At 72.8% G+C, this 14,463-nt stretch carries 15 protein-coding genes; 13 read left to right on the top strand and 2 right to left on the bottom strand.

Going from position 1 to position 14,463, the window contains the following annotated elements; all coding sequences use genetic code 11:
• Nucleotides 1-113 precede the first annotated feature (113 nt).
• The 3 genes from AB0Q96_RS21475 to AB0Q96_RS21465 all read left to right on the top strand — a co-directional run bounded on the left by AB0Q96_RS21475 (nt 114) and on the right by AB0Q96_RS21465 (nt 3,054).
• Nucleotides 114-1,385, top strand: coding sequence for an alpha/beta fold hydrolase (locus AB0Q96_RS21475; protein WP_365327687.1), 1,272 nt, complete (start codon nt 114-116; stop codon nt 1,383-1,385).
• A 106-nt stretch (nt 1,386-1,491) separates the two neighbouring features.
• Nucleotides 1,492-2,358 (top strand): SDR family oxidoreductase, encoded by an 867-nt coding sequence (locus AB0Q96_RS21470; RefSeq protein ID WP_365327717.1) that lies wholly within the window; start codon nt 1,492-1,494, stop codon nt 2,356-2,358.
• A gap of 69 nt (nt 2,359-2,427) precedes the next feature.
• Nucleotides 2,428-3,054: an alpha-ketoglutarate-dependent dioxygenase AlkB gene (locus AB0Q96_RS21465; RefSeq protein ID WP_365327685.1), complete on the top strand. Its 627-nt coding sequence runs from the start codon at nt 2,428-2,430 to the stop codon at nt 3,052-3,054.
• A gap of 18 nt (nt 3,055-3,072) precedes the next feature.
• Here the strand turns inward: AB0Q96_RS21465 and AB0Q96_RS21460 are convergent, their stop codons facing one another.
• Entirely contained in the window at nt 3,073-3,756 is a 684-nt protein-coding gene (locus AB0Q96_RS21460) for a DUF4232 domain-containing protein (RefSeq protein WP_365327683.1), read from the bottom strand.
• A gap of 199 nt (nt 3,757-3,955) precedes the next feature.
• Between AB0Q96_RS21460 and AB0Q96_RS21455 the strand changes: the two genes are divergently transcribed.
• From AB0Q96_RS21455 to AB0Q96_RS21410, 10 genes are all read left to right on the top strand, one after another.
• On the top strand, nt 3,956-4,345 hold the full coding sequence (locus AB0Q96_RS21455; protein ID WP_365327681.1) for a VOC family protein: 390 nt from the start codon (nt 3,956-3,958) through the stop codon (nt 4,343-4,345).
• Between the two features lie 42 nt (nt 4,346-4,387).
• Nucleotides 4,388-4,564, top strand: a complete 177-nt coding sequence (locus tag AB0Q96_RS21450) for a hypothetical protein (RefSeq protein WP_365327679.1) — start codon at nt 4,388-4,390, stop codon at nt 4,562-4,564.
• A 54-nt stretch (nt 4,565-4,618) separates the two neighbouring features.
• Nucleotides 4,619-5,215, top strand: coding sequence for an isochorismatase family protein (locus AB0Q96_RS21445; protein WP_365327677.1), 597 nt, complete (start codon nt 4,619-4,621; stop codon nt 5,213-5,215).
• Between the two features lie 206 nt (nt 5,216-5,421).
• Nucleotides 5,422-7,179 carry a bifunctional metallophosphatase/5'-nucleotidase gene (locus AB0Q96_RS21440; protein ID WP_365327675.1) on the top strand — a complete coding sequence of 586 codons (1,758 nt, stop codon included), beginning with the start codon at nt 5,422-5,424 and terminating at the stop codon, nt 7,177-7,179.
• 74 nt (nt 7,180-7,253) lie between these two features.
• Complete coding sequence (locus AB0Q96_RS21435) at nt 7,254-8,285, top strand: helix-turn-helix domain-containing protein (protein ID WP_365327715.1); 1,032 nt, start codon at nt 7,254-7,256, stop codon at nt 8,283-8,285.
• Nucleotides 8,286-8,357: 72 nt separating this feature from the next.
• Nucleotides 8,358-9,230, top strand: coding sequence for an NAD-dependent epimerase/dehydratase family protein (locus AB0Q96_RS21430; protein ID WP_365327673.1), 873 nt, complete (start codon nt 8,358-8,360; stop codon nt 9,228-9,230).
• Nucleotides 9,223-10,047, top strand: a complete 825-nt coding sequence (locus AB0Q96_RS21425) for an MBL fold metallo-hydrolase (RefSeq protein ID WP_365327671.1) — start codon at nt 9,223-9,225, stop codon at nt 10,045-10,047. The genes AB0Q96_RS21430 and AB0Q96_RS21425 overlap by 8 nt, the downstream gene beginning before the upstream one ends.
• A 148-nt stretch (nt 10,048-10,195) precedes the next feature.
• Nucleotides 10,196-10,759 carry a PadR family transcriptional regulator gene (locus AB0Q96_RS21420; RefSeq protein ID WP_365327669.1) on the top strand — a complete coding sequence of 188 codons (564 nt, stop codon included), beginning with the start codon at nt 10,196-10,198 and terminating at the stop codon, nt 10,757-10,759.
• A 51-nt stretch (nt 10,760-10,810) separates the two neighbouring features.
• A complete protein-coding gene (locus AB0Q96_RS21415) occupies nt 10,811-12,532 on the top strand; it encodes an acyl-CoA dehydrogenase family protein (protein WP_365327667.1) in 1,722 nt (573 codons plus the stop codon).
• 101 nt (nt 12,533-12,633) lie between these two features.
• The gene (locus tag AB0Q96_RS21410; protein ID WP_365327665.1) at nt 12,634-13,803 is read left to right on the top strand and encodes a phospholipase D-like domain-containing protein; all 1,170 of its coding nucleotides are present in this window, start codon (nt 12,634-12,636) and stop codon (nt 13,801-13,803) included.
• A 63-nt stretch (nt 13,804-13,866) separates the two neighbouring features.
• Here AB0Q96_RS21410 and AB0Q96_RS21405 read toward each other — a convergent pair whose 3' ends face one another.
• Nucleotides 13,867-14,424: a hypothetical protein gene (locus AB0Q96_RS21405; RefSeq protein WP_365327663.1), complete on the bottom strand. Its 558-nt coding sequence runs from the start codon at nt 14,422-14,424 to the stop codon at nt 13,867-13,869.
• Nucleotides 14,425-14,463: the final 39 nt, after the last annotated feature.

Raw genomic sequence — 14,463 nt, 5'->3', positions numbered from 1 at the left:
CCCCGGATTATTTCGGTCCTCCCCCCCCAACACGTTGGCGCCCGCACGGGCCCTGTGAACCGGGCCCCCGCCCCCGCCCCCCCCCCCCCCCCCCCGCCACGGGAAAGGAATCCATGCACCCCGCGTACGCGACCACCGACCACGTCTTCGAGCTCCCGCTCGACCACGACGACCCCGACGGCCCCACCCTCCAGGTCTTCGCCCGCGAGGTCGTCGACCCCGCACGGGCCGCCGAACCGCTGCCCTGGCTGCTCTACCTCCAGGGCGGGCCGGGCGGCAAGTCGCCCCGCCCGATCTTCGGTTCGCCCGGCTGGCTCGACCAGGCCCTGAAGACCCACCGGGTCCTCCTGCTCGACCAGCGCGGCACCGGCCGCTCCACCCCCGTCACCGCCCGCACCGCGGCCCGCTTCGCCTCCCCGGAGCAGCTCGCCGGGCACCTCGCCCACTTCCGGGCCGACGCCATCGTCCGCGACGCCGAGCTGATCCGCCGCCACCTCTGCGGCGACACCCCCTGGGACACGCTCGGCCAGAGCTACGGCGGCTTCGTCACCCTCACGTACCTCTCCCTCGCCCCCGAGGGACTGCGCTCCTGCCACGTCACCGGCGGCCTGCCCGGCCTCACCGCCACCGCCGACGACGTGTACGCGCACACCTCCCCGCGCGTGCGCGACCGCGTCCTCGACCTGTACGCCCGCTACCCCGAGGACGCCGACCGGCTCCGCCGGATCGCCGACCTCCTCACCGCCACGGACGTGCGGCTGCCCGGCGGCGACCGCCTCACCGTCCCCAGGCTGCGCAGCCTCGGCCTCGCCCTCGGCATGGGCGACGGCTTCGAACGCCTCCACTGGCTGCTCGACGAGGCCCTCGACGACACCGGCGACGGCGGACTCACCGACACCTTCCTCCACCAGGTCGAGGCCCTCACCGGCTTCACCGACAACCCGCTCTTCGCCGTCCTGCACGAGTCGATCTACGCCCAGGGCGCCGGGCCGACCGCCTGGGCCGCCGACCGGGCGCTCGCCGCCCACCCCGAGTTCGCCGAGGACGCGAAGCCGCTGCTCCTCACCGGGGAGTCCATCCACCCCTGGATGTTCGAGGAGATCCGCGGCCTGCGCCCGTTCGCCGAGGCCGCCGAGCTGCTCGCCCGGCGCGCCGACTGGCCCCCGCTCTACGACCTCGCCCGGCTGGCCGCCAACGAGATCCCGCTGGCCGCCGTGGTCTACCACGACGACATGTACGTCGACGCCGGCATCTCGCTCGCCACGGTCCGCGCGATCGGCGCCGCCCGCGCCTGGGTCACCAACGAGTGGGAGCACGACGGCGTCGCCGCCTCCGGCGGCCGGGTCCTGGCCCGGCTGATGGACATGACGGCCGGGCGCGCGTAAGGCGTGCGGCGGCGCCGCGGCCGGGGTCGAATGGGAGGGCCGGGAATCCGACCGGCACCGGCACCGCACCGCGGCCCGGCACGGCGAAAGGCGCGACATGACGGACCTGACGGAACCCATCGCGGTCACCGGAGCGACCGGACGGATCGGCCGCCGCCTGACCCGGCGCCTCGCCGAGGCGGGCGCGCCGGTGCGGGCGCTCGGGCGCGACCCCGAGAAGCTGGCCGCGCTGCCGGTCGCCGACACCCGGACGGCGTCGTACGACGACGCCGACGCGATGCGCGCGGCGCTCGACGGGGCGGGGACCCTGTTCCTGGTCTCCGCCCACGAGGGGCCCGGCCGGGTCAGGACGCACGCCACCGCCGTGGACGCGGCCGTCGCCGCCGGGGTACGCCGGGTCGTCTACCTCTCGTACCTCGGCGCCGCGCCGCACGCCACCTTCACGTACGCCCGCGACCACTGGTACACCGAGCAGCACATCCGCTCCACCGGCGTCCGCCACACCTTCCTGCGCGACAGCGCCTACCAGGCCGACCTGGCCGCGATGACCGGGGCCGACGGCATCCTGCGGGGCCCCGCCGACGACGGCCGGGTGGCCGCCGTCACCCACGACGACATCGCCGACGCGGCCACCGCGGTCCTCCTCGGCGCCGACGCCCACGACGGCGCCACCTACGACATGACCGGCCCCGAGGCGCTCTCCTTCGCCGAGATCGCCGCGACCCTGGCCCGGGCCTCGGGCCGCCCGGTGCGCTACGTCCCCGAGACCCGCGACGAGGCCCTCGCCTCCCGGGCCGGCTACGGGGCACCCGACTGGGAGGTGGAGGGCTGGGTCACCTCGTACGAGGCGGTGGCCACCGGCGAGATGGACACCGTCTCGGACGCCGTCCTCACCCTGACCGGGCACCCGCCCCAGTCCTTCGCGGACTTCCTGGCGGCGAACCCCCAGGTCCACCGGCACCTGACCGGCTGAGTCCCCGGCCCCGGAGACCAGCCGCACCCAATTCGCTCGTACATTCGATTACTGGTCTACCCTTGACCCATGACCGGCCTCCAGGGATCCCTCTTCGACCAGGGCGACACCATCGGACTCGGCCCGCTCGACGGCCTCCGGCGGACCGCGCTCGGCGACGGGGCCTGGATCGACCACCTGCCCGGCTGGCTCCACGGCGCCGACGCGCTCTACGAGGAGCTCGCCGGGCGCGTGCCCTGGCAGGCCGAGGAACGGGCCATGTACGACCACGTCGTCGCCGTCCCCCGGCTCCTCGCGTACTACCGCGAGGGCGCCCCGCTCCCGCACCCCGTCCTCGTCGAGGCCCGCGACACCCTCGGCGCCCACTACGCGCCCGAACTCGGCGAACCCTTCGTCACCGCCGGCCTCTGCCTCTACCGCGACGGACGCGACAGCGTCGCCTGGCACGGCGACCGCACCGGCCGCTCCGCCACCCAGGACACGATGGTCGCGATCCTCTCCCTCGGGGACCCCCGCGATCTCGCGCTGCGCCCGCGCGGCGGCGGCCCGACGGCGCTCCGGCTGCCCCTCGGCCACGGCGACCTGGTCGTCATGGGCGGCTCCTGCCAGCGCACCTGGGAGCACGCGGTCCCCAAGACCACCCGCGCCGTCGGCCCCCGCGTCAGCGTCCAGTTCCGTACCCGGGGCGTGCGCTGACGGCCCGGCGACGGGCGCCTACAGGCTGAGCGCGTCCTCGGCGTTGTCCGTCCAGGCCGTCACCGAGTTCTTGTCGGGGGAGACGTACAGGCCGGGCGTCGAGGCCTTGAGGGGCTTCTGCTTCAGGTCCGACTCGGTGTCCATGGTCATCGCGATCGAGTCGACCGTCGAGCCCTTGCCGTCGTGCGGGCCGCCCATGAGCCCCGCGTAGGCCGAGGCGCCGGGCTCCAGACGCAGGGAGTCCTCCAGGGACGGGGCCGTGCCCCGCTGCACGGCCGCCGCGTCCGAGGCGCCGAAGGTCACGATGGGGTGGCCGAGGACCCGGCACGGCTTGCCGCTCTTGTTGGTGATCTTCAGCAGATAGCTGCCGGTGGTCTTCTCGGCCAGGCTCGCCGAGAACGTCACGTCGAAGGTGCTGCACGGGAAGACGTCGTAGTCCGGGTCGGTGGTCGGCTTCGGCTTCGCCGTCTTCGTCGGCGCGGCGGTCCTGGGAGCCGCCGTCCCCGTCGGCGTGCCCGTGGCCGTCGGCGCCCCGCCCCCCGAGGGCGCCCCGGTCGCCGTGGGGGTCGCGGGCGCCCCCGACGTCGCCGACGCCGTCGGCCCCGCACCGGCGGCGTCGTCCCCGGAAGGCCCACAGGCCGTCAGGACGAGCGCGGCGGACGCGGCGGCGGCGACGAGGGTGGCTCTGCGGATCGTGCTCATGGTGGTCTGCCCCCGAGGTGAGAAAGCGCGTCGTGCGCTCGACTGCACCGAGCATCCCGCGCGAGCTTCACGATTCGGTGACGATGCCTTCCCGACTCCACCACAGCGCGCCCACCGGCCGCGTCCCCGGCCCGCGGAGCGCCCGCTTGATAGACAGATGACGCACCGACACCGTCCCCCGCACCACCGGAGAGCACCCATGCGGATCCACCTGACCAGCGTCTTCGTCGACGACCAGGAGAAGGCCCTGCGCTTCTACACCGACGTGCTGGGCTTCGTGAAGAAGACCGAGGTCCCGGTCGGCGAGGACCGCTGGCTGACCGTCGTCTCGCCCGAGGCCCCCGACGGCACCGAACTGCTCCTGGAGCCGGACCGCCACCGGGCCGTCGGACCGTACAAGCGGGCCCTCGTGGCGGACGGAATCCCGGCCGCCGCCTTCGCCGTGGACGACGTGCCGGCCGAGTACGACCGGCTGCGGGCGCTCGGCGTGCGGTTCACCCAGGAGCCCGTGGAGGTGGGGCCGGTGACGATCGCCGTGCTCGACGACACCTGCGGCAATCTCATCCAGATCGTTCACAGTGAGTCGTGACCGAACCGGTACAAAGATCGTTTACCGGTCGTGAATCTCACCGTGCGTTCTCTGACCACCCTCGCCCTCGCGGGCATCGCCCTCGGCGCCGTCGCCGGCGCCGCGCAGGCCGACACCCCGCGCCAGGTGCCGGGCACCGCCACCACGCTCACCCATGACGTGGACGTCCCCGACATCGACCTGGACGACATCGAGCTGCTGAACCTGCTCGGCGGCTGAGCCGCACACCCCCCACCCATCCAGCTGAGCACCCACAAGAACCGAGGAGGTCCGATGACGGGCCGAGCGCTGATCGTCGTCGATGTACAGAAGGACTTCTGCGAAGGAGGGAAGGTCCCCGTCCCGGGCGGCGCCGAACAGGCCCGCGCGCTGCGGGACCTGGTCAAGGAGCGGGCCGGCGACACCTACGTCCGGGTGGTCGCCACCCGCGACCACCACATCGACCCGGGCGACCACTTCTCCGAGGACCCCGACTTCGAGAACTCCTTCCCCGAGCACTGCCTGGCCGGCAGCGACGGCGCCGAGTTCCACCCGGACTTCGAGCCCGTCGTGACCTCCGGCGCGGTCGACGAGGTCTTCTTCAAGGGCGCCCACTCCGCCTCGAAGAGCGGATTCGAGGGCATCACCGCCGAAGGCGAAGCCCTCGGCGACTGGCTGCGCGCCCAGGGCGTCGACACCGTGGACGTGGTCGGCCTCACCACCGACCACTGTGTGAAGGCGACCGCCCTCGGCGGGGTACGCGACGGCTTCGGCGTGCGCGTCCTGCTCGACCACACGACGGGCGTCGCCCACGACAGCACCGCCCGCGCCCTGGACGAGATGCGGCTCGCGGGCGTGGAACTGACCGGTACGCCGGTCGTCCAGGCCTGACGGCGCCCCGAGGCCGGGCCCCGGCCCGGCTGTCCCCCTCGGGCGCCCTTTCCGGTCTGTCCCTCCCGAGCCTCCTCCCGGCCCTCCGGCCTTACGCCGGAGGGCCGAACCGCTGATTGTTTCTGCGGTGAACCGGCCCCGCCGTCGGAGTGAGCGGAGTCCCGCCGAGGGGGCCCGGCGCCCGCGCGACCCGTAGAACGTTCCGCGTGATCAGCAGAATCCGGCGCCGCGGCGTCCCCGCGCTCGCCCTCACGACCCTCGCCCTCGCCGCCCTGACCGGCCTCGCGCCGCCCGGCCGCGGAGCCGCGGCCGACGCGATGCCGCCCGCGCCCCCGACCCGGATCCCCGTCCAACTGCTCGCCCTCAACGACCTGCACGGCAACCTCCTCCCCGTCCAGGGCGCGGCCGGCCGCATCACGCACCGCGGCCCCGTCGTCCAGGCCGGCGGGATCGCCCAGGTGGCCACGCTCCTGGACGCCGCACGCGAAGGACAGCGCAACAGCCTCACCGTCGCGGCCGGCGACATGATCGGCGGCAGCCCGCTGATCTCCGCCCTCTTCCACGACGAGCCGACCGTCGAGGCCCTCGACCGGCTCGGCCTCACCGCCTCCTCCGTCGGCAACCACGAGTTCGACGAGGGCGCCACCGAACTGCGCCGGATCGTGAACGGCGGCTGCCACCCCACCGACGGCTGCGCGCCCGGCACCCCGTACAAGGGCGCCGGATTCGGCTATCTCGCCGCCAACGTCACCGTACGCGGCCAGACCGCCCCGCTGCTCACCCCTTACACCGTCCGCACCCTGCCGAGCGGGCAGAAGATCGGATTCATCGGACTCGTCACCAAGGACGCGCCCAACGCCATCAACGCGGCGAAGATCCGCGACATCGAGTTCCACGACGAGATCCCGGTCATCGAACGCTACTCGCGCGAGCTGACCCGCCAGGGCGTGCGCGCCCAGGTCCTGCTCATCCACGAGGGCGAGGCCGTCAAGACGGCGGCGGGCGGCTCCTGCGACGAGGGCGGCCCGGGAGCCAAGCTGGCCGGGCGGATCAAGGACATCGCCCGGCAGGCCCCCACCGCCGTCGACCTCATCGTCAGCGGCCACTCCCACTCCTCGTACGAGTGCACCGTCACCGACCCGGCCGGCCGGCCCCGTTCGGTCACCCAGGCCGACTCCTTCGGGCGCTCCTTCACCGACCTGCGCTTCGACCTCGACCGCCGGGGCGACGTCGTCCGCGACAGCGTCCGCGCCGCCTACCGGCCGGTACCCGTCAGCACCCCGGAGCAGCCGGCCATGGCCGAGCTCGTCGAGAGCTGGCGCGCCCGCTCCGAGGCGCAGGCGAACCGCGTCGTCGGCTACATCGCCGGTGACATGCCGGGCCGCGGCTCCACCCTGCCGGAGACGCCCCTCGGCAGCTTCCTCGCCGACGCCCAGGCCTCCGAGACGCGGGGATACGGCGCCGACCTGGCCCTCATGAACCCGGGCAGCATGCGCGCCGACCTCGTCCACCACGACGGGGGAGCCGTCACCTTCAGCGACGCCTACCAGGTGCAGCCCTTCGAGAGCCCGCTCTGGGTCCTGCCGGTCACCGGCGAGCAGCTGCTCACCGCGCTCCAGCAGCAGTTCACCGGCGAGAACCAGGCCGCCCCGCGCTTCCTCCAGCTGTCCGCCGAACTCTCGTACTCCGTCGACATGAGCCGCACCGGCGCCGACCGCGTCCTCGCCGACACGATCCGCGTCCACGGGCAGCCGCTCGACCGCGCGGCGACCTACAAGGTCGCGCTCAACGAGTTCCTCGCCAACGGGGGCAACGGCTTCACCGTCTTCGGCGCGATCACCACCCGCGAGGGCGGCGAGACCTCGGAGACCGACGCCCTCGTCACCTACCTGGAGACCACCACCTCCGCCGAGCGGCCCGCGCCGGTGCCGGCACCGGGCCGGATCCACTTCGTCGCCCGCTAGGGAGCGGCCCGCCCGTGACCTAGCGTGGAGCCGGACGCGCAGGACAAGGACCGTGGGACAAGGGGGTGTTCGAGATGTGGGTGACGATGAGCTCCGCGGCCGTACCGGCCGGGGACCGGTTCGAGTGGTTCTCCGATCTCGTCACGCGTGAACTGGCACCGCTGGCGATCAGGCGCGAGCGCGGCGCCGCGTTCCACGGGGACGCGGCCGTACTCGACCTGGGCCGCGTACAGGTGTCGACCTACTCGTACACCCCCCTGCGCTCGCGCCGGACCCCCGCGCACATCCGGCAGAGCGACCCCGAGCAGTACCACCTGGCCCTCCTGACCCGCGGCACCACCTGGTTCTCCCAGCAGCGCAGCGAAACCACCCAGTCCGTCGGCCAGATGGTGCTGTGGGACAGCTCCCGCCCCTTCGAGTCGGGCACCACCGAGGGCACCGAACCGATCAGCGCGATCGTGCTCCAAGTGCCCAAGCGGGAGCTGCCGGTGCGCCCCGAACGGGTCGACCGGCTGCTCGCCCGCAGCTTCGCCGGGGACAGCGGCATGGGCGCCGTCCTGGCCGGCTTCCTGCGGACGCTCACCGCCCACGGGGCCGACTGCGCGCCGCACGAACGCGCCCGCCTCGACCAGGTCACCCTCGACCTCTTCGCCGCCTGCCTGGCCACCCGCCTCGACGTCTGCGACCAACTCCCCGGCGAGGCCCGCGCCGAGGCGCTGCTCGCCCGGATCGACGCCTTCATCGACCACAACCTCGGCGACCCGGAACTGAACCCCGGCACCGTCGCCGCCCACCACCACATCTCGGTGCGCCGGCTCCACCAGCTCTTCGCCGGCCGCGACGAGACCGTCGCCGCCACCATCCGCCGCCGCCGGCTCGAACGCTGCCGGGCCGACCTCGCCCGCCCCGAACTCCTCGGCCACCCCGTCCACGCCATCGCCGGCCGCTGGGGCTACCCCAACGCCCCCGTCTTCAGCCGGGCCTTCCGCGCCGCCTACGGGACGAGCCCCACGGACTTCCGCGGCCAGGCCGTCCAGCGCTGGCGTGCGCGCAGTGTCAACGGAGCGTGCGCGCGCGAACAAGGCCCCGGCGGCCCCCGGTCCTAGCCTCGTTACGCACGGTCGCGGCGCGCATCCCCCAGCGACGGTCGGAGACCGTGGCGAGCGAAGGGAACATCCGTGAGGGTCCTCGTCCTGGGCGCCACCGACTACATCGGCTCCGCCGTCGTCGAGCGGCTCACCCACGCCGGACACGAGGTGATCCGGCTGGCGAAGGACGCCGGACGGGTCGCGCCCGACACCGCGGCCCGGATCGGCGACCTGGCCGACCCCGCCGCGCTGCGCGCGGCCGTCACGGACGAGATCGACGCCGTCCTGCACATCGCGGCGCCCACCGGGGACGAGGCCGTGGACGCCGCGGCCGTGCACGGCCTGCTGGAGCGACTGCGCGGCACCGGCCGGGCGTTCGTCTACACCAGCGGCGTCTGGGTGCTCGGCGCCACCGGCGACACACCCGCCGACGAGGACACGCCCACCGAGCCCATCGGCATCGTCGGCTACCGCCCGCGCATCGAACGGCAGGTCCTCGACGCCGCCGCCGACGACGTGCGGTCGGTGGTGATCCGGCCCGGCATCGTCTACGGCAACGGCGGCGGCATACCGGGACTCATGACGGACTGGGCCCGGGAACACGGCATCGGCCGCTACGTCGGCCCGGTCGACACCCGCTGGCCCATGGTGCACGTCGACGACCTCGCCTCCCTCTACCTCCTCGCCCTCACCCGGGCCGAGGAGGGCACCCTCCTCCACGGCGTCGCCCACGCCTGCGTCGCGGTGGCCGCGCTCGCCGCCGCGGCCGACCGCTCCGCCGGCGGCACCGGGCGCGCCGAGCCCTGGGACCGCGAGCCGGCCGCCGAGGTCCTCGGAGCGCCGTTCGCCGAGGCGCTCGCCCTCGACCAGGTCGTCTCCGGCCGCCGAGCCGTCGACGAGCTGGGCTGGCGGCCGACCCGGCCGAACCCCCTCACCGAGCTGACCGGAGACACCCGTGCCTGACCCCGACGCCACCACGCTGCCCATCTGCCGCGGCTGCGGCACCCAGTACGGCGCCCCGCGCCAGGACTGCCCCGTCTGTCTCGACGAGCGCCAGTACGTCGGGGCCGCCGGCCAGCAGTGGACCTCCCGCGCCGCCCTGCGCGCCGACGGCCACCGGGGCCGCTTCGAGGAGGAGGGCCCCGGCGTCCTGGGCGTCGGGGCCACGCCCGCCTTCGCCATCGGCCAGCGCGCCCTGCTCCTGCGCACCGAGTCCGGCAACGTCCTCTGGGACTGCGTCCCCCACCTGGACGACGAGATCATCGAACGGATCCAGGCGCTCGGCGGCATCTCCAAGATCGCCGTCAGCCACCCCCACTTCTACTCCGCCATGGTCGACTGGGCCCACGCCTTCGACGCCCCCGTCTTCCTCCATGAGGCAGACCGCCAGTGGGTCGGCCGCCCCGACCCCGCCCTCCACTTCTGGAGCGGCCGCACCCACCGGCTGGCCGACGACCTCGTCCTCATCAACCCGGGCATCCACTTCCCCGGCAGCGCCGTCCTCCACTGGTCCGCCGGCGAGGGCGCCCTGTTCACCGGCGACGTCGTCCACGTCTGCCCGGACCTGCGCTGGGTCACCGTCATGTACAGCTTCGCCCACCACATCCCCGAGCGCCCCCACGCCGTCCGCGCCGCCGCCGACCTCCTCGCCCAGTACCGCTTCGACCGCATCTACGGCGCCTGGTGGCAGCGCGTCGTCCCCTCCGGCGGCAACGAGGTCCTGGAACGCTCGGTCGAGCGCTACCTGCGCTTCGAGGAGGGCATCCCGGAAGGGGCCTGACGCCGACGCACGTCAGGGAGCCCCCCCGCAGCTCCTCGGCTTCGGCTTCGGCGGGGGTCCCGCCACCGCCCGCCCGGAGCCCGTGAGCCGTGTCTCACCCGCCCTCCGGATCTTGCTATGCAACCAGTTGCATAGCAAGATCGCGCTCATGGCGCTCGAACACGCGATCCTCGTCTCCCTGCTGGAGAAGCCGGGCTCCGGCTACGAGCTGGCCCGGCGCTTCGAGCGGTCCATCGGATACTTCTGGACCGCCACCCACCAGCAGATCTACCGCGTGCTCAAGCGCATGGAGAACGACGGCTGGGTAGCGTCCAGGGACATCCCGCAGCGGGGGCGGCCGGACAAGCGGGAGTACGCGGTCGCCGACCTCGGGCGGGCCGCGCTCTCCTCGTGGCTGCACGAGCCGATCGAGCCCGAGAGCGTCCGGCACGACCTCGCCGTCAAGATCCGCGGCGCCGCCTTCGACGACCCGGCCGCCCTCGTCACCGAGGTGCGGCGGCACCGGGCCGCGCACGAGGAGCGGCTCGCCCGGTACCTCCTCGGCGAGGAACGCGACTTCACCGGCGCCGACGCGCGCGCCGCCGAAATGACCGAGGCCGAGCGGGAGCTCCAGCACGCCGTGCTGCGCGGCGGCATCGCGTACGAGCGGATGATGCTCGCCTGGCTCGACGACGTCCTCGCCACGCTGGCGCGGTTCGGCCCGGAACGCTGACCGACCCCGCACCCCTCACTCCGACCCCACCAGCCGAAAGGCGTCCCCACCATGGCCGACCCGCTGCTCTTCAACCCGCGCACCTACGACCCCGCGCACTTCGACCCGGAGACCCGCCGCCTGCTGCGCGCCACCGTCGACTGGTTCGAGGAGCGCGGCAAGCGCCGCCTGATCGAGGACTACCGGACGCGGGCCTGGCTCGGCGACTTCCTCGCCTTCGCCGCCGAGGAGAACCTGTTCGCGACCTTCCTCACCCCTTCCGCCGCCTCGGACGGTGACGCGGACAAGCGCTGGGACACCGCCCGGATCGCCGCCCTCAACGAGATCCTCGGCTTCTACGGCCTGGACTACTGGTACGCCTGGCAGGTCACCATCCTCGGCCTCGGCCCGGTCTGGCAGAGCGACAACGCCGCCGCCCGCGCCCGCGCCGCCGAACTCCTCGCGCAGGGCGAGGTGTTCGCCTTCGGTCTCTCCGAGAAGGCGCACGGCGCGGACATCTACTCCACCGACATGCTCCTGGAGCCCGACGGCCAGGGCGGCTTCCGGGCCACCGGCTCCAAGTACTACATCGGCAACGGCAACGCCGCCGGACTCGCCTCCGTCTTCGGCCGCCGCACCGACGTCGAGGGCCCGGACGGCTACGTCTTCTTCGCCGCCGACAGCCGCCACCCGGCGTACCACGTGGTCAAGAACGTCGTCGACTCCTCGAAGTTCGTCAGCGAGTTCCGCCTGGAGGACTACCCGGTCACCGCCGAGGACGTCCTGCACACCGGCCGCGCCGCCTTCGACGCCGCCCTCAACACCGTCAACGTCGGCAAGTTCAACCTGTGCACCGCCTCGATCGGCATCTGCGAGCACGCGATGTACGAGGCCGTCACCCACGCCCAGAACCGCGTCCTGTACGGCCGCCCCGTCACCGCCTTCCCGCACGTGCGGCGCGAGCTGACCGACGCGTACGTCCGCCTGGTCGGTATGAAGCAGTTCAGCGACCGTGCCGTGGACTACTTCCGCTCCGCCGGCCCCGACGACCGCCGCTACCTCCTCTTCAACCCGATGACGAAGATGAAGGTGACCACGGAGGGCGAGAAGGTCATCGACCTCCTGTGGGACGTCATCGCCGCCAAGGGCTTCGAGAAGGACACCTACTTCGCCCAGGCCGCCGTCGAGATCCGCGGCCTGCCCAAGCTGGAGGGCACGGTCCACGTCAACCTGGCCCTGATCCTCAAGTTCATGCGCAACCACCTGCTCGACCCGGTCGGGTACGAGCCCGTCCCGACCCGCCTCGACGCCGCCGACGACACCTTCCTCTTCCGCCAGGGCCCGGCCCGCGGCCTCGGCTCGGTGCGCTTCCACGACTGGCGGGCCGCCTACGACGCGTACGCGCACCTCCCCAACGTCGCACGCTTCCGCGAACAGGCCGACGCGCTCTGCGAGTTCGTCACCACGGCCGCCCCCGACGAGGCGCAGAGCCGCGACCTCGACCTGCTCCTCGCCGTCGGCCAGCTCTTCGCGCTCGTCGTCCACGGCCAGCTGGTCCTGGAGCAGAGCGCCCTGACCACCCTCGACGAGGACGTCCTCGACGAGCTGTTCGCCGTCCTCGTACGGGACTTCTCCGCCCACGCCGTCGAGCTGCACGGCAAGGAGTCGGCGACCGCGCGGCAGCAGCGCTGGGCGCTGGACGCCGTCCGCCGCCCGGTCGTCGACGAGGCCCGCACGGGCCGCGTCTGGCAGCGCGTGGAGGCGCTGTCGGGGACGTACGAGATGGCCCCGTAGGCGTCCGTGACGTCCGTGCTCCTCGGACCTGGGTCTACGCTGGCGCGCACCGTGATCTTGCTCATCGTCAGAGATCACGCCCAGAGATCACCGTCAGAGGAGTGGTTCCCATCTTCACAGCCGTACACCGCCGCATAGGCGCGGCCCTCCTGCTCGCCTCCGCGCTGCTCCTGCCCGGCACCGGCACCGCGGTCGCGGTGGACCCGGCGCCGATCGTCACCGGGGCGGTCTTCAACAACCCGAAGGGGACGGTGGCGGAGCAGAACGCGGTCAAGGACCACATCATCGGCGCGATCCGCGCGACCGAGCCGGGCCGCCTCATCCGGGCCGCCCTGTACGCGCTGACCGACCAGGGCTACACGAACGCCCTGACGGACGCGCACGCGCGGGGCGTGAACGTCCGGGTGGTCCTGGACGCGAAGTACAGCGACTCGGCCGCGGCGCAGTCCCTGATCGGCGCGCTGGGCACGGACAAGTCGGCGCTGTCCTGGGTGGACGTGTGCACGTCGGGCGGGGCGTGCATCGCCGCGGGCGGCGTGAACCCGATCAACCACAACAAGTTCTTCACGTTCTCGCGGGTAGGCGCCGTGACGGGGGTGGGGGAGGACGTGGTGATCCAGGCCTCGGCCAACCAGACGGCGGTGAACACGGCGAAGTACTGGAACAACGCGTACACCGTCGTCGGCAACACCGAGCTGTACACGGCGTACGTGAACTACTTCAACGACCTGGCCGCGGGCGTCAAGAACCCGAACTACTACACCACCGCCAAGGTCGGCACCGAGAAGTACTACTTCTTCCCGCAGCAGACCGGTGACGTGATCGTCGACGTCCTGAACAACGTCTCCTGCACCGGCAACACGACCGTCGGCACCGCCACCCACCGCTCGATCGTCCGCGTCGCCGCCTTCGCCCTCCACCGCGACGCCGTCGCCGACGCGCTCGTCTCCCTGGCGGGCCAGGGCTGCTCGGTGCAGATCGTGTACGCCGAGAGCAACGAGGTCGCCACGCTCAAGGGCCGCGCCAACATCACCCTGAAGCAGCTGAACACCGCCGACGGCTACCTGCTCCACTCCAAGTACCTGCTGGTCGAGGGCAACTACGCCGGCCACCCCGACACCAAGTGGACCTTCACCGGCTCCCACAACCTCGACGAGTCCTCCCTCCGCGAGAACGACGAGGCCCTGCTCCGCCTGGAGGGCAACGCACCGCACGACGCGTACGCGGGCAACTTCGCGTCGCTGCTGTCGTACGCGGTGCCGGCGGTCTGAGCCGTCGACAACGCCATGGGCCCCTTCCGGACGGAAAGGGGCCCATGGCGTCGTCTCAGGTTCTCACAGGGAGTCGAGCCATCTCCTGGCGGCCGCCTTCTCCTGCCGTGGCGTCCTCGGATATCCCGCTTTCCATTCCGCCATCGTGCGAAGGTCCTCGATCTCCGAGAATCCCGTCGCCACGACCGTGCGGATCCAGGACGTGGTCGAGCAGCAGAAGGCGGCGACGTCTCCCGTCACCGACAGCGCGGTGAACTCCGGTTCACCGAAACCGGTGCCGAGAGAGGAGGCGGAGCCCGCCCCCACGACATCCCAGGATTCGGCGAGCCGTACGCGCGCCCACCAAAAGTCGTTTCCGCCCTCGTGGAGCGCGACGGCGACCAGGAAATCCCGGTCGTCCCCGAAAAGACTTTCCGCGCGGCAGATCTCGAACCAGCTCGCGTTCGCCTTGGCGATGAAGTCCGGAGCACCGCGGTCGACGGATGAAAGCGGCCATTCCCCGGACGGCGGCTTGTATCCCGTGGCCATGTTGGCGAGCGGTGGCGGGGGGAGGGGGAGTTCCAGGTCCATCAGTCCCAGGAAAACCAGTCCGGCGGGGGCGAGTCGCCCGGCGTGGTCCATTGTTCCAACCCTTCTGGAGAACTCGTGAACGGAGCCCGC

The sequence above is a fragment of the Streptomyces sp. NPDC093111 genome, assembly GCF_040683955.1.
Classification (GTDB): Bacteria; Actinomycetota; Actinomycetes; order Streptomycetales; family Streptomycetaceae; genus Streptomyces.
Note: the sequence above shows the minus strand (reverse complement) of the source record. Positions and strands in the feature narration are given on the sequence as shown.

Excerpts from the sequence above, each read along its gene's own strand:
- AB0Q96_RS21460 (WP_365327683.1), bottom strand. The coding sequence starts at position 3,756 with ATGAGCACGATCCGCAGAGCCACCCTCGTCGCCGCCGCCGCGTCCGCC.
- AB0Q96_RS21405 (WP_365327663.1), bottom strand. The coding sequence starts at position 14,424 with ATGGACCACGCCGGGCGACTCGCCCCCGCCGGACTGGTTTTCCTGGGA.
- AB0Q96_RS21465 (WP_365327685.1), top strand. The coding sequence starts at position 2,428 with ATGACCGGCCTCCAGGGATCCCTCTTCGACCAGGGCGACACCATCGGA.
- AB0Q96_RS21435 (WP_365327715.1), top strand. The coding sequence starts at position 7,254 with ATGTGGGTGACGATGAGCTCCGCGGCCGTACCGGCCGGGGACCGGTTC.
- AB0Q96_RS21475 (WP_365327687.1), top strand. The coding sequence starts at position 114 with ATGCACCCCGCGTACGCGACCACCGACCACGTCTTCGAGCTCCCGCTC.
- AB0Q96_RS21455 (WP_365327681.1), top strand. The coding sequence starts at position 3,956 with ATGCGGATCCACCTGACCAGCGTCTTCGTCGACGACCAGGAGAAGGCC.
- AB0Q96_RS21445 (WP_365327677.1), top strand. The coding sequence starts at position 4,619 with ATGACGGGCCGAGCGCTGATCGTCGTCGATGTACAGAAGGACTTCTGC.
- AB0Q96_RS21420 (WP_365327669.1), top strand. The coding sequence starts at position 10,196 with ATGGCGCTCGAACACGCGATCCTCGTCTCCCTGCTGGAGAAGCCGGGC.
- AB0Q96_RS21415 (WP_365327667.1), top strand. The coding sequence starts at position 10,811 with ATGGCCGACCCGCTGCTCTTCAACCCGCGCACCTACGACCCCGCGCAC.